The organism is Streptomyces sp. NPDC001508 (assembly GCF_040298665.1).
Lineage (GTDB): Bacteria > Actinomycetota > Actinomycetes > Streptomycetales > Streptomycetaceae > Streptomyces.
Genome location: NZ_JBEPAP010000009.1, coordinates 1 through 19,780, shown reverse-complemented (window position 1 = coordinate 19,780; position 19,780 = coordinate 1). Strand labels below are relative to the sequence as shown.

Below are 19,780 nucleotides of genomic sequence, written 5' to 3'. Positions count from 1 at the left end.
GAACCGAACGCCGTCGGTCTGCGGGCGGGCCCCTTGTACGGGGTCGGCTGGGGCCTGTCTGCTGTGGGTGCGGCGGGCCGCGATGGTGCGCGCGACCGCGGCCGTGGCGGTCGACCCCCCACCGCCGGCGTCGCATCGCCCGATGCTGACCGTTCCTGTGGGTTATTGACCGCGAGGTACTGGAAGTGTGGACCTTTGCCCGCTCGACGTCAAGGGTTGGAATCCGCGTTACCGGGATGACGTGGAAGGAATCTCCCGGGTGCGCAAGCGGGGACTGATGACGGCCCCTAGAATGCAGTCACAGGTCCACAGAAACGGTCATCGCTCCAAGGAGGTGGGTCGTGCTCGCCGCCGAGCGCCACCGCAGAATCGTCGCCGAGATCGCCCGGCTCAAGTTCGTCACCACCGACGACCTGACCACGCTGCTGGGCGTCTCCCACGAAACGGTCCGCAGGGACCTCGCGCTGCTGGAGCGGCGCGGCGAACTCGCCCGGGTGCACGGCGGCGCGACCAGCCCCCGGGCGCCCGTCGGCGAGGAGGCGTCCTTCAGCGAGCGCAGCGGGACCCTGGCCGCGGAGAAGGAGGCCATAGGCCGGGCGGCGGCGGCGCTCATCGAGCCGAATCAGATCGTCGTGATCGATGTCGGCACCACCGCGCTGGAAGTGGCCCGCGCCCTGCCCGCCGACCACACCGGGGTCATCGCCACCCCCTCCCTGCTGGTGGCCGCGGAGGTCAGCACCCGCCCCCGGGTCGAGGTCCTGGTCAGCGGCGGCCGGCTGCGCCCCGGTGACCTGGCCTGCTCCAATGCCCAGGCCGTGGAGTTCTTCGGCGATCTGCGCGTGGACGTCGCCTTCCTGGGCTCCGGTGGCCTCGCCCCCTACGGGCTCACCGACTTCCATCTGGACGAGGTCGCCACCAAGCGGGCCATGCTCGCGGGTGCCTCGCAGCGCTATGTGCTGGCCGACGCGAGCAAGTTCGGCCGCACCGCCGCGCACCGCGTGTGCGGACTCGGCGACTTCGACACCCTCATCACGGACGAACCCTGCCCGGCCGAACTACGCACCGCCCTGAGCGGGGCCGACACCAACGTCATCGTGGCGAAACGAGCCCCCGCCCCCTGACCGAAGCGCCCCGATGGGGCGTGGACACCCCGCGCCCACATCAGCGCCCCGAAAAGCGCGCAGAACACCCACGAAAGCCACCGCGACACTCACACGTCGAGCCAGACCACGATCCCCGTGACCCCGTTCAGCACGGCCGCCACGCCCGCCCTGATCGCGGCGGCACAGCGCGCGGCCGTGAAGGAGTCCGCGTCGTACGTCGAGGACATGCCGAGGCCCTCGCCGCGGAAGGACGCGCCGGACCAGTCGACCGCGGTGACGTTGTGGGTGGGCTCGGCCAGTTCGGCGCCCACGACGAGGAACTGCTGCGCGAGGTGGTTGGGGGTGACGGTGGCGAGCGGGTCGATCAGTTCGTTTCCGGCGGTGACCACGAGGTCCGGACCCATCTCCAGCGACCTGGTGATGCTCGGCAGCAGGTCGGCCGGGTGCTCGACGGCCACCGTGCGCAGGTCGACGTGCTCGTCCTCGGCCCAGCTTCGGACCGCCGCCACCAGGTTCCTGGTGGGGCGGTCCTCCCCGGCGGTCAGCAGGACCACGCGGTAGCCCTTCGGCGGATGGACGCCGTTCCAGGAACCGGGCCGCGGGGTGATGGTCGCCTCGGGGGCGGGCGGCGCGGACGGATCGGTGAACCCGGCGCCGAGTGTGCCGACGGCGGTCGGGCTCGGGTGCGGACGCGACCAGTCGTCGCCGGAGCCGCATCCGGTGGCCAGGGCGACGGCCGCGGCCAGGGCGGCGGCGGCTCTGAACGGGGTGCGCAAGGCGATCGTCCTCCAGGTGGTCACTGCTGGTGCCTGCACATCCTCATATGCCGACGCCCGCCGGTCCTGGCCGAAAAGGGCTTGCCGAAAGGTTGTTCTTCCATGATTCGCCGCGGGGGCAGGGCGAGTTCACCGACGACATGGAGCGTGCACGGGCAACCTGAAGGAGACACATGTCACGACACGTCCGCCGCGCCGTCATCGGGGTCATCGCGGCGGTGACCGCCCTGCTGGGCAGCGTATCGCCCGCGCTCGCCCACGGGTTCACCTCCACCGTGTACGTCCAGGTCACCGCCGCGGACCAGGGCCGCATCCGGACGACACTGGAACTGGAGTACGACCTCCTCGTCGTCTCCGCCGCCGACACCGAGGGGGACGATCCCCTCTTCCGGACGGGGACCGCCGCGTTCGAGGCCGGCGACGCCGAGGGGCAGGCCGCGGCGCTCGACGCACACGCCCGGTCGGTGGTCGGCTATGTCACCCGACGTTTCTCGGTCGGCGCGGACGGCCGGGCCTGCACCCCCTCCCGGCAGGGCGAGTTCACGCCGGCCCGGCAGGAAGGGGTGCCCTACGCCCGGATGACGCTCGACTGGGCCTGCCCCGCCGACGGCGGCGACCCCGTGATGCGCAGCGGGCTGTTCCCCGACGGCGAGGGTTATGTGCGCGACACCAAGACGATCATCACGTACGACCTCGGGGGCCGTTCGGGCAGCGCCGCCCTCGACGCCGCGCACCCGTCCTTCTCACTGGGCCAGTCCTGGTACGAACGGTTCTGGGAGTTCTTCCGCCTCGGCGCGGAACACCTGCTCGGCGGCATCGATCACATCCTGTTCCTGCTGGCGCTGATCGCCGGGTCGCGGCGGCTGCGCGAGATCGTGCTGGCGGCCACGAGTTTCACCCTGGCGCACTCGGTGACGTTCCTGCTCGCCGCGCTCGGGGCGGTCGATGTGCCGGGGCGGATCGTGGAGCCCGTCATCGCGCTGTCCATCGCGGTGGTGGCCGGCTGGTATCTGTGGCGGATGTGGCGGCGCGGGGGCCGCGCCGCCGAGGTGGAGTCCATGGCGGGCGGACGTCTGGGCCTTGACCGCGCCGGCTGGGTCCGGCTCGCCGTCGTGTTCTGCTTCGGTCTCGTGCACGGTCTCGGTTTCGCGGGCGCGCTCGGCATCCACGAGGCCTGGTCATGGACCCTGCTGTGGTCCCTGCTGGTGTTCAACGTCGGTATCGAAGCGGTCCAGTTGGCGATCATCGCCGTGGTGTTCCCGCTGCTGGCGCTGGTGCGCGGGCGGGCTCCGGTGGCCGGGCTCCGGCTGACCGGTGCGATCTCCGCGGGGGTGGCCGCGATGGGCCTGGTGTGGTTCGTACAGCGGGTGGCGGGCGTCTGAGACGGCGGGTGTCCGGCGGATGGGAACGGACCCGGGGCAAGAGCCGCCAGTCTTCGGGAAGTTCAGCGGCTCCCAAGATCTCATTTATGACCGGTTTACCGAGCGGAGAGACGTTCTTGGCGTCCATTCATGCACTCCGTGCACCAAAGGAACGACAGTGAAGAGATTGAGACCCTCCGCGCAGGCCCGCGGGCCTGCGCGGCGCCGCGTGGCCACCGGGACCGCAGCGGCATTCCTGGGTGTGGCCGTCGCCCTCGGCAACGGTCTGGCGTCTCCCGCCAGTGCCGCCGACGGCACCACGCTCAGCGGGATCATCCTCGGTGTGGGCGCCAACGAGTCGCAGCGCACCGTGACCTGGTACTCCTCCGACGACACCGCGCAGAAGGTGCAACTCGTCCCCACCACGCAGCTCGTGAACGGCGAGTTCCCGGCCGGCGCCGCCGTCTTCGACGCCATCGGCGGCGCGAACATCGCCACCAGCGGCGGCTACAACCGCCACGCCACCCTCACCGGTCTCAAGGAGCACACGGCGTACTCCTACCGGGTCGGCAGCGAGGGCAACTGGTCGGCGACGTACGCGTTCACGACGCAGGACTTCGAGGGCGACTACGACTTCCTGTTCTACGGCGACCCGCAGATCGGCTCGTCCGGCGACACCGCCAAGGACCAGGCCGGCTGGCAGGACACCCTGGACGTCTCGCTCGGCGCCAACCCCGACGCCGAACTGCTCGTCTCGGGCGGCGACCAGGTGGAGAGCGCCAACACCGAGTCCCAGTGGAACGCCTTCCTCGCGCCCGACAAGCTGCGCCAGTACCCGTGGGCGGCCACCATCGGCAACCACGATGTCGGCGGCAAGGCCTACGAGCAGCACCTGTACACGCCGAACACCGACCGCTCGGCCCCGTACTACTCCAACGGGAACCCGGCGTCCAACACGTCCGGCGGCGACTACTGGTTCATCTACAAGGACACGCTGTTCATCGACCTGAACAGCAACAGCTACGCCACCTCGCAGGGCGGCGGCGGTGACGCGGCGCACATCAACTACGTCACCGACGTCATCGACAAGCACGGCTCCGAGGCCAAGTGGAAGGTGCTCGTCTACCACCACGCGATCTACTCGCCGGCCTCGCACGCCAAGGACAGCGACAACAAGGTGCGCCGGACGGACTTCCCGACGACGTTCTCCAAGCTCGGCGTCGACCTGGTGCTGCAGGGCCACGACCACAGCTACTCCCGTAGCTACCTGATCAAGAACGGTCAGAAGGCGAATCCGGACGAGCAGCCCGGTGCGGCCGATGTGTACCCCGGTCCCGGCGGGGTCCTGTACGTGACGTCGAACTCGGCGTCCGGCTCGAAGTACTACGACATCACCAAGCCGGACAGCAGCGGCACAAGCGGTGCCGGCAACGGCGCCGACCCGCTCAACCCGGACAGCTACTGGTACAACTCGGTGCAGAACCAGGAGCACGTCCGCAGCTACGTCAAGGTCGGGGTGCGCAAGGACAAGCTCGTCGTCGAGAACCTGCGCAGCGGCACCTGCCAGACGCCCAACGCGGCGGTGGAGCTGGGGAAGGTCTCCTGCACCAACACCCCCGAGGGCCAGCCGGTGGGCTCGGTCGTCGACAAGGTCACCGTGCACCCCCACCACGGCAACGGCCAGGACCTCCAGGTCGACGTGCCCGACGCTCCTCCCGGTGAGTTCGGCTGGACCATCGACGGCTACAACGGCCTGGTGGACCTCGGCACCGCGAAGGACCACGACGGCGACTACTTCAAGGCAGACGGCCGGATCAACCCGATCCTGGTGTCGGACAGCCGCCGCTCGCTCGCCCCGTGGTCGATCTCGGCCAACGTCAGCGACTTCAAGGACGGCGACAAGTCGTTCTCCGGTGCCTACCTCGGCTGGACGCCGAACATCCTCCAGGACGGCGCCGGCGCCAAGGCCAGCGGACCGGTGGCCTCCGGCTACGACGACCACGGCCAGGGTCTGTCCGTCTCACGCGGTCTGGCCTGGGCCGAGCAGGGCCACGCCAAGGGCAAGGCCAAGCTGGGCGCCGACCTGGACCTGAAGATCCCGGGCAGCGTCAACAAGGGCACCTACCGCGCCACCCTCACGATCACTGCGCTGAGCAGCTGACCGTACCCGTTCCATCCGTGGGGGCGGGTGCCGCCCGGTGCCCGCCCCCACCCCCCGCCTGCCCAGACCGCCCGAGGACCCCAGATGCACGCGCCCACCCCGCGCCGGAAGACCACCGTCGCCGCCCTCCGTACCGCCGTCCTGGCTCTGCTCGCGGCCCTCACGATCGCCGGGCCGCTCACCGCCCCCGCCCAGGCCGCCGGCGGTGACGTCACCTGGACGGTCCGCACGGCTCCGAACAGTTACGGCTCCGACCGGTCCAGCTTCGGCTACGGCGTCAACCCGGGCGGCCGGATCGAGGACGCCATGGTCGTCGCCAACCGCGGCAAGGACCCGCTCACCCTGGCCGTCTACGCCGCCGACGGCTTCACCACCGACGCGGGCCGGCTGGACCTGCTCACCAGGGACCAGAAGTCCGTCGGCGTCGGCGCCTGGGTGCACGCCGGCCGCACCAGCGTTGTGGTCCGGCCGGGCAGAACCGTCCGCGTCCCCTTCACCGTGTCCGTCCCGGACAACGCCACACCCGGCGACTACGTGGGCGGCATCCTCACCTCCCTGAAGCAGTCCGACGACGCCGCGGGCATCAACGTGGACCGCCGCCTCGGGATCCGGGTCAAGCTGCGGGTCAGCGGCGAACTCCAGCCACGCCTGGAGATCGAGGACCTCAAGGTGCGCTACGACGGCACCCTCGACCCGTTCGGCAAGGGCGACGCCACGGTCAGCTACACGATCCACAACACCGGGAACGCGATTCTCTCGGCCCGCCAGACGGCCTCGCTGTCCGGGCCGTTCGGCCGGCTGCGCGCCTACGCCGACGCCGTCGCCGCGCCGCCCGAGCTGCTGCCGGGCGAGAGCTGGAAGGTGAGGGTGCCCGTACACGGGGTGACGCCCGCGTTCCGGCTGACCGCGACCGTCACCCTCACGCCCCTGCTCACCGACGCGTCGGGCTCCACCACCCCGCTCAAACAGGTCGAGGCCGACGCGGGCGGCTGGGCCGTGCCGTGGACGCTGCTGCTGATCGTCGTCGTGCTCGCCGCGGCCGTCGCCGCCTGGCTGCTGCTCGCGCGCCGCTCCCGCGCCCGGCGCAAGCGGCGCGAGGACGCCCGGGTGCGGGACGCCGTCGAGCAGGCGCTGCGCGGGCAGCAGACCTCGGCCCCCTGACCTCCCTGAACCCCCTGAACCGGCACGCCGGGTGCGGCCACGACGGCGTGAGCGGCGTCAGCGTTCCACGGTCGGGTCCCAGGCCGGCCGCATGGCCTTGGCGAATTCGTCGATGACCGTGTTGCAGAACGCGGGCAGGTCCCTGGGGCTACGGCTGGAGATCAGCTGCCCGTCGACCACGACCTCCTCGTCGAGGACATCGGCGCCCGCGTTGCGCAGGTCGGTGCGGATGCTGGGCCAGGAGGTGACGCGCCGGCCGCGCAGCACATCCGCCTCGGCGAGCGTCCAGGGGCCGTGGCAGATCGTGGCGACCGGTTTGCCGCTCTCCATGAACGCCTTGACGAAGGCCACGGCGTCCGGGTCCATGCGCAGCTGATCGGGGTTCATGGTGCCGCCCGGGAGGACCAGCGCATCGTAGTCGCCTACGGAGGCGTCGGCGACCTTCCGGTCGACCGTGAACGTGCCCGCGGCGTCGATGTCCGTCTGGCGTGCGCTGATCTCGCCGTCGTGGAGGGAGAGCAGTTCGGTGTCGGCCCCGACGCCGTGCAGGGCGCCGCGCGGCTGTTCCAGTTCGACGCGCTCGACCCCGTCGGTGGCGAGGAAGGCGACCTTGTGGCCGCGGAGTTCGTCGGTCATGTTCGGCTCCTTGCAGAACGCGGTGCCCTGCGGGGCATCGGCGGGGCGTGCGGCGCCGTGTGTGCCACACGGTGTGCGGGGTATCCCCTGGCGCGAGAAACATGCACGGCGTGCGGCGAAAACATGGGGGGCGGTGGGTGGGGGGTGCGCCGTTGGGGTGCGGTGGGTGGAGTGCGCGCCATTGGGGTGCGGTGGGTGGAGTGTGCGCCGCTGGGGTGCGGTGAGTGGGTGAGTGCGGGTGTGTCGGGGCTGGGCGCGCCGTTCCCCGCGCCCCTGGGTGGGGTGCACCGGCGCGTGATCACGGACGTACCGGGGACGGTGGGGCCATGCGCCATCGGGGTTCAGTGCGGGGGTTTGTGCGGGCGTTGTGGCTGGGCGCGCCGTTCCCCGCCCCCCCCCAAGTTGGCTGCACCAGCGCGTGATCACGGACGTACCGGGGACGGTGGGGCCATGCGCCATCGGGGTTCAGTGCGGGGGTTTGTGCGGGTGCGTCGTGGCTGGGCGCGCCGTTCCCCGCCCCCCCCAAGTTGGCTGCACCAGCGCGTGATCACGGACGTACCGGGGACGGTGGGGCCATGCGCCATCGGGACTCGGTGCGGGGGTTTGTGCGGGTGCGTCGTGGCTGGGCGCGCCGTTCCCCTCGCCCCCAGGTGGGGTGCACCAGCGCGTGATCACGGACGTACCGGGGGTGGTGGCGTGCGCCGTCGGGGCTTGTTCATTCAGGGAGCGGGGTGAGGAGGGTGAGGTCGTCGCCGAAACCGAGCAGGAGGTCGCCGCCCGGGTAGGCGGCGAGGGTGCGGAGCCTGTAGGGGACGGGCATGGGCGGGACCGCCTCGCACAGCGCGGCAAGATCCCAGACGCGTACGGAACCCTCGCCGCCGCTGACGGCCAGGGCGCGGCCGGCGCGGGAGGTGACCGCGAGGGCCGTGACACGGCGGTGGTGGCCGCGCAGGGCGTCGCCGAACGGCCGGCCGGTCATGAGGTCCCAGACGCGGAGCGAACGGTCGTGACCCGCGCTGGTGACGGCGACGGGCCGGCCGTCGACCACGGCCGTCACCGCGCCGTCCACACCGCGCCGGTGGCCGGCCATGGCCGGACCGAGCGGGCTGCGGTCCGTCAGGTCCCAGCGGCGGACGGTGTGGTCGGCGTGCCCGGTGACCAGGACCGTACGCCCGTCCACCAGGGCGCTCGTGATCGCCTGCACCTGTCGCCCGCCCGTCGTGAACGGCGGGCCGTCGACTTCCCCGGATGCCAGGTCCCACATCCGTACGGTCCCGTCCCGGCCGCCCATGAGGACGCGCACCCCGTCCGCGACCGCGGCCGTGGCGAGCGCCCAGGGCCACGCCTCGGGGCAGTCGAGGGGCGCCATGGTCTCCCCTCCCGTCGCGAGATCGCTGATCCGTATCACCTCGTCCTCGCCCACCGAGAGGACGAGGGTGCGGTCGGCCACGACCGCGGTGGTCACGGCATGGACCGCGCCACGGTGACGGGTCAGGGTGCGCGCGGTCCGCGGCCCGTCGGCCGCCTCCCAGACGTGTACGGTCCCGTCGAGCAGGCCGGCGACGGCCAGCCGGCGTCCGTCGAGGCAGGCCGGGGCCAGTGCCGTCACCGTCCCGTCATGGTCGGCCGGCGCCTCCCCGTCCCGGCGCCGGGCGGTCGGCTCCCAGCCGCGGACCAGGCCGTCGAAGGCCCCTGCCACAAGGACCGGCCGGCCTGCGTCCGATGCCAGGGCCACCTGCTCCACCGGCTGATGGTGGCCGGTGAACGCGTCGGCCTGCTGCCGTCCGGTGACCGGATCCCACGCCCGGACCGTGCGGTCCCGGCCGCCGGTGACCACCAGCGTCCGGCCGGCCCACCGGGCCGCCGTCACCGCGTCGACCCGCCCGTCGTGCCCGGCGAGGGGCCCGCCGACCGGTCGGCCGGTGGTCAGGTCCCACACCCGGGCGGTGGCGTCCTGGCTCGCGGTGACCGCCAGCACCCGGCCGTCATTTTCGGTCACCGTGGCCACCGCCGTGACCGGGGCCGTGTGGCCGGCGAGCGGAGCGCCCACGGGGCGGGCGGTGAGCAGGTCGCGGACCAGTACGTCACGGTCGTCCTGTCCTGCGGTCACAGCGAGTGGGCGGCCCCGCACCACGGCGGTCGCCACGCAGGCCACCCAGCCGCTGTGGCCGCCCGCCGCCTCGGCGAGTTCCCGGCCTGCGGCCAGGTCCCAGGAGCGCACCAGGCCGTCCCAGCCACCGGTCACCACGACGGTGCGGCCGTCAGCCTCGGCGCTCGCCGCCGTGGCGATCCGGCCCCGGTCGACGACCAGGGGGGCACCGACCCGCTCGCCGGTGCGCAGATGCCAGGCCCGCACGGTGTCGCCGTACCGTCCGGCGTCGGGCAGGCCGTCCGGGCCGTGCCGCTCATGACCGGTGAGGACGAGCGGGGTGCCGGCCGCGTCGAGCACCGCCACCACCCGGACGCCGTGACCGGCCGCGAACCCGGCCACGCGCTCGCCGCTGAGCACGTCCCGTGCGCGGACGCCGCCGTAGCTGTCGGTGTCCACGACCACGACACGTCCGTCCAGTGCGCCGAGGACCGGTCGGAGTCCGTCGCGGTCCAGCACGACGAGCAGCCGTTCGTCCGTCTGCCGGCCGGTGGCCCAGGCCACCCGCCACGCTGCCGGCCGCTGCCGCGCCGGCCGGTTCGCCGCGTCCGCGGACGCGGGGAGAGCGGCGAAGGCGGCGGCCAGGTCCGGACGGTCGAAGCGGGCCGCCTCCAGAGCCAGCAGCAGGGCGCGTTCACCGGGGTCCGCGTGCCGCAGCAGGTGCATCACGGAGCGGTAGACCGCCGCGGTCCGCCGCTCGTGTGCGTTCGCGGCGGCCGTGGGCAGTGCGCGCAGCACCTCGTCCGGTGCCGCACCGGCCCAGAACGCCGGGTCAGCCCACGCTGGTTCGTCCGCCGCCACTGGTCACTCCCTTGGTTTCTCGTGATGGGATTCTGGCTGGCCGTCAGGCCGGCAGCCGCCGGTGTCCGCGGCGAGGGCCGCGGCCGGTATCGGCGTCCAGGGCCAGCACGGTGCCCTTGTCGGTGCCGACGTAGACGATGCCCTCGGCGAGCACCGGAGGTGTCCCGGAGCCGTCCAGCGTGTGCCGCCACCGGACCGCGCCGTCGGCCCGCGCGACCTTGAGCAGCTTGCGCCCCGCCTTGGTGGTGACGAGCCAGGCCGAGGCACCGCTGATCGCGACGGACGAGGCGCCGTACGCACTGGGCAGCCGCCACACCGGGGCGCCGGAGTCGGCCCGGCAGGCATAGGCGCCGCCGCGGCTGTCGCCCACGAGGACCAGGCCGCCGAAAACGGACGGGGTGCCGTCGATCACGCCTGCCGCCTGGCTGCCCCAGCGGTGTTCGCCGGTGGCCGCGTCGTAGGCGTGGAGTTCGGCCCGTCCGGTGCCGACGTAGAGCGTGCCGTCGACGACGCTCGGGGTGCAGCACGTCAACTGGGTGTCGTCGCTGGCCCGGTGCCACAGCCGCTCACCGCGTCGAACGCGCTCAACGCGCCTGTCGCGCCGTGCACATGGACCCGGCCGTCGGCCACCGCCGGGCCGGACCCCGAGCCGTCGGGCAGCGGACGCTCCCAGCGGGGCTCGCCCGTCGCCGCGTCCAGCGCGCGCAGCCTGCTCGCGTCGCGCAGCAGATGGGCCGGGTGGTGGACGAGGTACAGCAGGCCGCCGTCGACCACCGGCGCGGCCGAGTGCCCGACCTGCCGCTGCCAGCGTTCCTGGCCGTCGTCCGCGCCGATCGCGTGGAGGACGCCGTCCTCGCCGACGACGAACACCTGCCCGTCGGCGGCGGCCGGACTGCGCAGGAGCGGGCTTCGGGCGGCGAAGCGCCAGCGGGGCTCGCCCGTCGCCGCGTCCAGCGCGTGGCAGTGACCGTCGGCGCAGCCGACCAGGACGGTGCCCGCGCAGACGAGGGCCAACTGCCGCCTGCCCTCGCTCCGTCGGCGCAGATCCGCCCGCCCTGCCATGACCACCCCCACCGTCTCGGAAAACCACTGTGTAGCACGAAGCGTGTTCAGGTTCCGGTTCCCGTGGCCGGCCGGCCCAAGTGGCCCGTCGGTGCGCGGTGGGGTAAGGTGGATCTTGAGCGTGGCAGTCAACACCGGTTGGCGCGTGGTGCGTTGGTGGTCCAAGGAAAGACGTCCCGCTTCCTGCGGGGAGATGCAGGTGCAAGGCCTGCCCGGCGCTCGAACCAGGTCCCGTCCCCGGTATGTCGGGGACGGGACCTGTGGTGTTCCGGCCCCGGACCGTCGGCCGGTCATCCGGCGCGGTACTACGGCCGTGTGTCCCGGCCGGCGGGGCTCACACCCGGGTAGGGGTCCCTTCGGAGGGCCGCGGACGCCTCGACGGTCTCGGCGGGTACGCCGGTGACGCGCGCGACGTCGTCGGACGCGCTGTCGTGGCGGCCCTCGCGGTGCGGCCGGGCTTCGGCCCCGCACCGGACAGCGGCGGCCGACCGGGCCCGCCGGCCCTCTCACCTGGACGCCCGCCGGCTCCTCGGGTCGCCCGCTCGACCACCCGGATGGCGGACATGTGCCCAAGGCGGGCCGCGGGCGGATGCGGCGCCCGGTTGCCGGGTGCGGCGGGTGCGCCTTGAGTGGAGCCAGCGCGCTCGGGGCGACGGGCGCGGCACGCACATGGACCAGCGGCACAACACATGTATCTGTGGCAGGCAGACGTAGCAGCGGCACGCACATGGACCGACGGCACGCACACGTACCAGCCGGGAGCGGCCCCAACCGGAGGCATCATGTCCGACATCCCCCCGCCCATCACGCCGTACCTCGAACCCGCCGCCAGGGAGTTGGCCGAGGCCACCGCCGCACACCCCCGCATCTACGAGGTGCCGCCGGAGCAGGGCCGCGACATCCTCAGCGGGCTGCAGAGCGGCGAGGGTGTCCGGCGGCCGGAGGTCGACGAGGAGTGGGTGACCGTCGACGCCGGGAAATGGGGACGGGTACGCACCAGGATCATCCGGCCCGGCAAGGCCACCGGTACGCTGCCCGTGGTCTTCTACATCCACGGCGCCGGCTGGGTGTTCGGCGACGACCAGACACATGACCGGCTCTTTCGCGAACTCACCGTCGGTGCGGAGGCCGCGGGTGTCTTCCCGGTGTACGACCGCGCCCCCGAGGCGAAGTACCCGACCCAGGTCGAGCAGAACTACGCGGTCGGCCGGTGGCTCGCCGAGCACGGAGCCGAGCACGGCCTCGACCCGGCCCGGGTGGCCGTGGCCGGCGACTCGGTCGGCGGCTGCATGTCGACCGTGTTCGCGCTGATGAACAAGGAACGCGGCGGCCTCGACCTCAAGGCGCAGGTCCTGCTGTACCCCGTCACCGACGCCGACTTCGACACGCCGTCCTACCGGCAGTTCGCCGAGGGCTACTACCTCACCCGCGACGCCATGATCTGGTTCTGGGACCACTACTCCAAACCCGCCCAGCGGACCGAGCCGTATGCCGCGCCCCTGCGGGCGGACCTCGACCAGCTCAGGGGCCTGCCCACCACGCTGGTCATCACCGACGAGGCGGACGTCCTGCGGGACGAGGGCGAGCAGTACGCCAACCGGCTGCGCGAGGCGGGTGTGGACGTCACCTCGGTTCGCGTGGCCGGCATGGTCCACGACTTCATGATGCTGGACAGTCTGCGCGACACCCATGCCACGCGCGTCGCCCGCCACCTGGCCGTACAGGCCCTGCACCGGGCCCTGCACGGCAGCTGACCGCACGCGCCGGGCGGAGTGACCGGGTGTCGCCGAGGGCGTGGCGGCACCCGGCCTTCGCGGCCACCGGGGCGGGCGGCTCAGGCCGTCAGCCGGGTGAGCACCGAGCGCATCGCGCGCCGTACGGCCGCACGCGCCTCCTCGATCGGGTCAAGGGTCTCGAAGCCGTGCCGGCCGTGCGGCACGTCGACCACCTCGACGTCCGCGCCGCACCGTCCGGCCGCGGTCAGGAACTCCTCGACGGTCGCGGCGATCTCCGGCATCTCCCGGCCCGCCCGGATGAGGACGAGGGGCAGGGCACCCGCGTCCGGCACCGCGTCGACCGGGCGGAACCGGCCGCCGGACAGCCCCCAGTCGGGCAGCGGCGCCAGGATCGGATAGCTGGCCGCCACGCAGCGCAGCCACCCCGGGGGCGTGCGCAGCCAGTCCGCCAGGAGCAGTCCGCCGCCGGAGAAGAACCACAGCGCGACCCGGTCCGCGGCCACCCGCGGATCGGCCCGTACCCGCTCCACCGCGGCGGCCACGTCCGCGGCGGCGCGCGCGTAGTCGGTCACATCGTGCAGCCGGTGGTCGACGGTAGCGCCCACCACGCCCTGCCCGGCCGCGTACCGGGCGTAGCCGATGAAGCTCGGCCAGTCCCGCGGCGTCGGACGGACCCCCGCGGGCAGCGGGCCGCCGTGCACGAACACCACGGCCGGCCGCGGGCCGGGGGCGTCGGGCAGATGGAGGTCGACGTTCTCCCGGCGCTCACGCGGGCGTTCGGGCACCTCCAGGAGGAACGGCCGCAGGTGCGCGGGCGGTTGTGCGGTGCCGGCCGGCTCCAGGCGGTGCCCCTCGCCGGCCGCGGCCCGCAGCAGTACCTCGGCCAGTTCGGCGGGGCAGGACAGCATCGGCCAGTGTCCGGTGGCCAGTTCGAAGAAGGTCACTCGCTCGTCGGCCAGGGCCGCCAGCGCGGGATCGCCGAAGTCCACCATTTTCTGGACCAGTTCGATGCCGCCGCCGTTGTGGGTGCACAGCACGCCGGTGGTGGGCACAAAGGCCGCGGCGCCGGTCAGCCGCAGCGGCTGGAGCAGGGTGTGCAGCGGCTGCGGCACGGCGCGGGCCGTGAGCCGGTCGAGCGCCGCGTCGGGGATTCCCGCGGTGCTGCCCCAGCGCTGCCACCCGTCACCGGACGGTGGCTCCAGCACGTCGTCGGCGCCCGCCGTCGCGGCGCGTGCGGCAAGCCGCGCCCGCAGTTCCCGGTCGGGTACGGCGGCCAGGGCCGGCGCGCCGTCCGGTGGCAGCGCCCCGTCCACGCACACGATCCGGGCGATGCGCTCCGCTCGCCGGTCGGCGGCGCCCAGCGCCGGATGGATGCCGTAGGCGTGGCCGACCAGCACGATCCCGCCGTCCGCCGACCGGTCCACCGCGTCGATCGCGGCGACCACGTCCGCGACATGTGTCTCCAGATCGACCCGGCGCCCCGCTTTGTCGCCGGCCGCGCCCGGCCCGGTGAGGGCGACCGCATGCGCCTCGGCGCCCGCCGCGGCCAGCCGCGCGGCCGTCTCCTCCCACACATGTGCGCCGGTGAACACGCCCGGCACCATGATGAACACGGTCATGACTCTCTCCTCAGCACGCGGTCGTCGCGGGCCGGCCCCGTCGCCCGGCCCGCGCTCGCCGGTACGGTAGGAACTCCCCCGGAGGGAGATTCAACCGCCCATGTCGTACGACGACCTGTGGAGCATCGGGGAACTCGCCGAACAGGCGGGCGTCACCGTCAAGACCGTCCGTTTCTACTCCGACCGCGGCCTGCTGCCGGAGACCTCCCGCAGCGTCGGCGGCCACCGCCGCTACGGCCCGAACGCGCTGGACCGGCTGCGGCTGATCCGTGCCCTGCGCGCCCTCGACCTGCCGCTCCCCCAGGTCCGCCGCATCCTCGATCAGGAACCTGACCAGGACCATGGGGACCACGGCGGGGGCAGCGCGCTCGAAGGCGCCGTCGCGGAGCGGCTGCGTGCCCTCGGCTCCCAACTGGCCGCCCTGCGCTGGCGGGAGGCGGCGCTGCGGCTCGTACAGGAGTCGCCGCCCGGTCTGCGGGCCGAGCGGCTGCGGCTGATCGGTGCACTGGCCGTGCCGCCGAGCACCGCCGCCATGGCCCGGTTCTGGCGCGCCTGGCTGCCGGCCCGGATGCCGGCCCCGGCGGTGGCCGCGTTCCTGGACGTGGCGGTCCCGCCCCCGCCCGACGACCCCACCCCGGAACAGACACTGGCCTTCGCCCGGCTGCACGCCCTGACGAGCGGCCCCTGCACCGGCGCCGGACCGACCCAGCCCGCGGCGCACCGGGCCGCGGGGGCCGAGGGTTCTGCCGTGCTGTACGCGGGTCTGGCCGAGGCGTACGAGCTGGCGGGCGCGCAGCTGCGCCGGGGCCGGCCGCCGCACCCCGGCGAGGCGCTGGACGGTTTCGTGGCCGCCTACACGAGCGCGTACGGCACCCGGGACACCCCCGCGTTCCGCCGTCTGCTGGCCGGGCAGCTCGCCGCCGATCCCCGGATCGACCGGTACTGGGAGCTGACGGCCGTGGTACTGACCCCGCCGGGCCGGCAGCCGGCGCCGACGCCCGGGTCCGCGCACGACTGGCTGCTCGCGGCGCTGGCAGCGCAGAGCGGCGGCACGGACCCGGGTCCGCAGCCGTCGCCTCCGTCCGGCGGTCGCCCACCGGCACCCCGACAGCGGCCGTGACGCCGGCGGCCATCTCTCGACGAGATGGCCGCCATCGGGATTCATCACCGCGGACGGGGAAGCAATGCGGGCCGCCGAACGCTGCTGAACGCGAGGCACCGACGACGCTGCCAGACCATCCGCCCCTGCCACCCCCGGCCCGTCCCCGCGAAGAAGGCATCGTGTCCCACTCACCGGATCTGACCGAGCAGCACCGCGCCTCCGCTGCCACCGCCCCCGGCTCCGTCGGCGTCCCGGGCTGGCTGGTCGCCCTGCTGGCCGTCGCCACCGGCATGACCGTCGCCAACCTGTACTACGCCCAGCCGCTGCTCGCGGAGCTGCGCGATGTGTTCCAGGTGAGCGAGGCCACCGCCGGCCTGCTGATCACGCTCACCCAGATCGGCTACGTCATCGGCATGCTCTTCCTGGTCCCGCTCGGCGACCGGCTGGAGAAGCGCGGCCTGGTCACCGTGCTGCTCGCGGTGACCACCGTCGCCCTGCTGGCGGCGGGCCTCTCGACCGGGTTCCCCATGCTGCTGGCCGCCTCCCTGGTCAGCGGCGCGACATCCGTCGTCGCCCAGATACTGGTTCCGTTCGCCGCGAGCCTCGCCCCGGACCACGCGCGCGGCCGGATCGTGGGCCGGGTGATGAGCGGCCTGCTCACCGGCATCCTGCTGTCCCGGACGCTGAGCAGCCTGGTCTCCGACGTGGCCGGCTGGCGCGTCGTCTATCTCGGCTCCGCGGGCCTGATGGCGGTGCTGGCGGTGGCCCTGTGGGTGGCGCTGCCGCAGCAGGCGCCCACCATCTCCGTGCCGTACCACCATGTGCTGCGCTCCACCGCCGCCTTGCTGCGCAGCCACCCGGTGCTGCGGCGCCGCGGCCTGTACCAGGCGGCGATGTTCGGTGCCTTCAGCGCCTTCTGGACCACCGTCTCCTACCTCCTGACCGGACCGCACTTCCACTACTCCGCCGTCGGCGTCGGCATCTTCGCGCTGGTCGGGGCGGCCGGCGCGGCCATCGCGCCGCTCGCCGGGCACTGGGCGGACCGCGGGCTCGTGCGGCCCATGACGGGCGGCGCGTTCGCCGTCGCGGCGGTGGCCTTCGCCGTCGCCGGGTTCGGGCAGCACAGCATCGTGTTCGTCGCCCTGGCCGCCGTCCTCGTCGACATGGCCGTGCAGACGAGCCTGATCCTCGGCCAGCACACCGTCTACCAGCTCGACGCACAGGCCCGGGCCCGCCTCAACTCGGCCTTCATCGCCGTGTTCTTCCTCGGCGGCGCCCTCGGCTCCCAGCTCGGCTCCTTCGCCTACCGCGCCGCCGGCTGGGGCGCGGTCAGCGCCTTCGGCGCGGCCCTGCCGCTGCTGGCGCTGCTGTACTGGCTCACCGAGCGCCGCGCCGGCGCCGACGGATCGCCCCAGACCGCCTGAAGCGGCCGACAGCCGTCGCTGACGGTGCGGACGTCGTTGACGGTGTGGGCGTCGTTGACAGTGCGGACGTCGTTGACGGTGTGGACGTCATCGACGGTGCCGGCGTCATTCACGGTGCGGGCGTCGTTGGCGGTGTCGGTCCGGCGCCGGCCGCCGTGTCGGAGCCGGTCCGGTTCGGCCGGACGGCCGTCGCGTCGGTGGAGGTCACCTTGAGACCGGCGGGAGCCGACGGCGCGCCCACGCCGACGACGGGCCGGCCGGTGGCGGCCGACCGGTGGCGGGCCGGCCGCCACCGCTGCGGCGACGCGCGCCACCCGGGCGCGTCGGCCACGCACGCGGGCGGCTCGGGTCGGGGCGCGGACGCCGCGGCGGTCGCAGCGGTCGCCGCAGTCACCGCTTTCCGGGTGGCCACGGCGACCCCATGCGGAACGCCGGCCGGGGCGGACTTGAGGTCGGGCTTCGCGGTGCGGACCTCGTCGGCCGGCGTCCTCACACCGGCCAGGGCGCCTGGGGCGTCGCTGACGAATCACCGTGGCCGGCATCGTCCTCCTCGCCTCGTGGCGATCGGTCGGCCGTCCGGCCCGTGTGACTCCCCCACGCGCGCCCGGCGGCGGTGCGCCGAGCGTCACGTCCACGGCCTATGGCCGCTCCGTTTCTTGAGCGGTCGATCCAGATAGGTTACGGTGAGCGCATGGCACGGACCCGGGAGTTCGACACCGAGGCGGCGGTAAGCCGCGCGATGGAGCTGTTCTGGACGCGCGGCTACGAGGCGACCTCGGTGCGCGACCTGACGGCCCACCTCGGCATCGGACAGGGGTCGCTGTACGCCGCCTTCGGCGACAAGGACGGCCTGTACCGGGCCGCACTCGAGCACTACCGGGCCACACTCGCGGCGGCGGCCCTGCGCAGCCTCGACGAGGGGGCCGACACCCGGTCGGCGATCCGCACGATGCTGGTCGAGCGGATCCGGATCGCCGTCGACCACGGCGGCCGGGGCTGTCTGCTGGTCAACGCCGCCTGTGAACGCCTGCCGGGCGACCCGGCGACCGGCCGCCTCGTACGCGACGTACTGAGCGCGAGCCAGGAAGCACTCACCGCCGCGCTGCGCGCGGCGGCCGAGCGGGGCGAACTCGCGCCGCGGCACGACCCGTACACCCTCGCGGCCTACCTCGTCACCTTCCTCAACGGCCTGCTGGTCTCCTCGAAGATCACTCCGGACGCCCGCGCCCTCGAACCCCTCGTGGAGGTCGCACTGGCGGTCCTCGACTGACGTTTCCCCGCCCACGGTCGACCCCGCGGTCGACTTCTCGACTTCCACCATCCCTTCATGCCCGCAATCCGTATCGTACGATCCAGAAAATACGAGGACGTCATGCCCCCTTCACCGACCCCCGCCACACCCGCGCTCGGCGGCAGCCGCTGGAACACCTTCCCGGCGGCGAGCAGCATGACCGCCCGCGCGTTCTTCACCGGCGCCGAACCTCTGCTGCAAGGCACCATCGACGCCCTCCGGAGCCCCGACTTCGACGTGCTCGGCGCACAGATCCACGCGACCCTAGGCCTCGGCACCCGGGAGACCTCCCTGCCACTGGCCATCGGCCCCGACAGCGCCCGCGCGGCCCGTGAACTGGGCGCGCAGGCCGAGTCCATCGGCCGCGAGCTGGCGTCCTGGACGGCAGCCGCCCTGGACCGGCTGCGCAGCGATCGCACGCCGCCGCCCGCGGGCCCGCTGGTCGTGCGCAGCCACTGCTACGGCCATCTGCTCACCCGCCCCGCGGCCGGGCTGCTGCTGGGCAGCGCCGGCGACTCGGTCGCGATGCAGCTCTACAACGAGTGGCTGCACCAGATCGTCCTGCTGCGCGACGCCCTGCTGCCCTTCGCCAACTGGCGGGAGACGCCGCTGCTGGTCACCGCGACCGGGCTGCGGCACACCGAGCAGGCCCGCGACCGCTTCCTCACCGAACTCCTGGTCCGCCGGATCAGGCACTCCAGCATCGTGGACTTCGCCCGCCACGTCGTCACCGGCGTCTCGGGCGCCAGCGGCTACGGGTTCGACGCCGACGGCGGCACCGTTCTGCCCGCCGTCGTGGACGGACCGCCCCGCACTGCCCCGGCCTACCTGCTGACCTGGCGCCGCGACCCCGCCGCCGCGGGCGGCGCCACATACGTCGCCGAACCACAGGACTACTACACCGCGCCGCGCACCCCGGCCGGACAACTACCGCCCGCGACCGCGGCACCGGGGCCCCTCACCGCCCGTGTCGTCACCGGCCAGGCCGTCGACGGGACCCGTACCGCCCGCATCGAGGTGACCCACGACGGCGCCACCGCCCGCGTCGACCTCGGCCAGGCCCTGCGCGGCCACCGCTTCGCCCGTCGCCGCAGCGCCGCGGACACCCCGGCCGCCGACGGCATCGGCACCCCCGATCCATGGGCCGTGCTGCGGGCGCCCGGACTGGTGTCGGCCGAGGCGGGCGGCATCACCGTGGACGCCACCGGCCAGGCCGACCTCGTCGTGCTCGCCCTGCTCGGCAGGCTCTACCCCGACCACGTCGTCCTGCGCTCCCCCGGCCACGACGGCGCCCCCGCCGGGCCCGGCGGCCTGTTCATCGAAGCGCGCGGCCAGGGCGGCGTCGGGGACCGCGGCGAGCACCCGGCGGGCCCAGAGGTAGTGCGCCGGACGCCGCAG

The 19,780-nt window shown here is 73.6% G+C and carries 15 protein-coding genes; 9 read left to right on the top strand and 6 right to left on the bottom strand.

What is annotated here, in order from left to right; translation table 11 throughout:
* The first annotated feature begins 341 nt into the window (after positions 1 to 341).
* Positions 342 to 1,121, top strand: coding sequence for a DeoR/GlpR family DNA-binding transcription regulator (locus tag ABT245_RS11240; protein ID WP_351731711.1), 780 nt, complete (start codon positions 342 to 344; stop codon positions 1,119 to 1,121).
* An 89-nt stretch (positions 1,122 to 1,210) separates the two neighbouring features.
* On the opposite strand, the gene ABT245_RS11235 is transcribed toward ABT245_RS11240, so the two are convergent.
* A complete protein-coding gene (locus ABT245_RS11235; RefSeq protein WP_351731709.1) occupies positions 1,211 to 1,879 on the bottom strand; it encodes a type 1 periplasmic-binding domain-containing protein in 669 nt (222 codons plus the stop codon).
* A gap of 173 nt (positions 1,880 to 2,052) precedes the next feature.
* On the opposite strand from ABT245_RS11235, the gene ABT245_RS11230 reads away from it, so the two are divergent.
* The 3 genes from ABT245_RS11230 (at position 2,053) to ABT245_RS11220 (ending at position 6,562) form a co-directional block, all read left to right on the top strand.
* A complete protein-coding gene (locus tag ABT245_RS11230; RefSeq protein WP_351731707.1) occupies positions 2,053 to 3,261 on the top strand; it encodes a HupE/UreJ family protein in 1,209 nt (402 codons plus the stop codon).
* A 157-nt stretch (positions 3,262 to 3,418) separates the two neighbouring features.
* Positions 3,419 to 5,401: a purple acid phosphatase family protein gene (locus tag ABT245_RS11225; RefSeq protein ID WP_351731704.1), complete on the top strand. Its 1,983-nt coding sequence runs from the start codon at positions 3,419 to 3,421 to the stop codon at positions 5,399 to 5,401.
* A gap of 84 nt (positions 5,402 to 5,485) precedes the next feature.
* The gene (locus tag ABT245_RS11220; RefSeq protein ID WP_351731703.1) at positions 5,486 to 6,562 is read left to right on the top strand and encodes a WxL protein peptidoglycan domain-containing protein; all 1,077 of its coding nucleotides are present in this window, start codon (positions 5,486 to 5,488) and stop codon (positions 6,560 to 6,562) included.
* Positions 6,563 to 6,619: 57 nt separating this feature from the next.
* Here ABT245_RS11220 and ABT245_RS11215 read toward each other — a convergent pair whose 3' ends face one another.
* The 4 genes from ABT245_RS11215 to ABT245_RS11200 all read right to left on the bottom strand — a co-directional run bounded on the left by ABT245_RS11215 (position 6,620) and on the right by ABT245_RS11200 (position 11,210).
* Positions 6,620 to 7,198 carry a type 1 glutamine amidotransferase domain-containing protein gene (locus tag ABT245_RS11215; RefSeq protein WP_351731700.1) on the bottom strand — a complete coding sequence of 193 codons (579 nt, stop codon included), beginning with the start codon at positions 7,196 to 7,198 and terminating at the stop codon, positions 6,620 to 6,622.
* A gap of 715 nt (positions 7,199 to 7,913) precedes the next feature.
* Entirely contained in the window at positions 7,914 to 10,148 is a 2,235-nt protein-coding gene (locus ABT245_RS11210) for a WD40 repeat domain-containing protein (protein ID WP_351731698.1), read from the bottom strand.
* Between the two features lie 43 nt (positions 10,149 to 10,191).
* A complete protein-coding gene (locus ABT245_RS11205; RefSeq protein WP_351731696.1) occupies positions 10,192 to 10,680 on the bottom strand; it encodes an outer membrane protein assembly factor BamB family protein in 489 nt (162 codons plus the stop codon).
* Entirely contained in the window at positions 10,677 to 11,210 is a 534-nt protein-coding gene (locus ABT245_RS11200; RefSeq protein WP_351731694.1) for an outer membrane protein assembly factor BamB family protein, read from the bottom strand. The genes ABT245_RS11205 and ABT245_RS11200 overlap by 4 nt, the downstream gene beginning before the upstream one ends.
* Before the next feature lie 782 nt (positions 11,211 to 11,992).
* Between ABT245_RS11200 and ABT245_RS11195 the strand changes: the two genes are divergently transcribed.
* A complete protein-coding gene (locus tag ABT245_RS11195; protein ID WP_351731692.1) occupies positions 11,993 to 12,964 on the top strand; it encodes an alpha/beta hydrolase in 972 nt (323 codons plus the stop codon).
* Positions 12,965 to 13,044: 80 nt separating this feature from the next.
* Here ABT245_RS11195 and ABT245_RS11190 read toward each other — a convergent pair whose 3' ends face one another.
* The gene (locus ABT245_RS11190; protein ID WP_351731689.1) at positions 13,045 to 14,565 is read right to left on the bottom strand and encodes an alpha/beta fold hydrolase; all 1,521 of its coding nucleotides are present in this window, start codon (positions 14,563 to 14,565) and stop codon (positions 13,045 to 13,047) included.
* Positions 14,566 to 14,665: 100 nt separating this feature from the next.
* Between ABT245_RS11190 and ABT245_RS11185 the strand changes: the two genes are divergently transcribed.
* The 4 genes from ABT245_RS11185 to ABT245_RS11170 all read left to right on the top strand — a co-directional run.
* Entirely contained in the window at positions 14,666 to 15,685 is a 1,020-nt protein-coding gene (locus tag ABT245_RS11185) for a MerR family transcriptional regulator (protein ID WP_351731687.1), read from the top strand.
* Positions 15,686 to 15,846: 161 nt separating this feature from the next.
* Complete coding sequence (locus tag ABT245_RS11180) at positions 15,847 to 17,091, top strand: MFS transporter (RefSeq protein ID WP_351731684.1); 1,245 nt, start codon at positions 15,847 to 15,849, stop codon at positions 17,089 to 17,091.
* Between the two features lie 691 nt (positions 17,092 to 17,782).
* A complete protein-coding gene (locus ABT245_RS11175; protein WP_351731681.1) occupies positions 17,783 to 18,361 on the top strand; it encodes a TetR/AcrR family transcriptional regulator in 579 nt (192 codons plus the stop codon).
* Positions 18,362 to 18,463: 102 nt separating this feature from the next.
* Positions 18,464 to 19,780: hypothetical protein (locus tag ABT245_RS11170; protein WP_351731678.1), on the top strand; the 1,317-nt coding region annotated here is incomplete at its 3' end.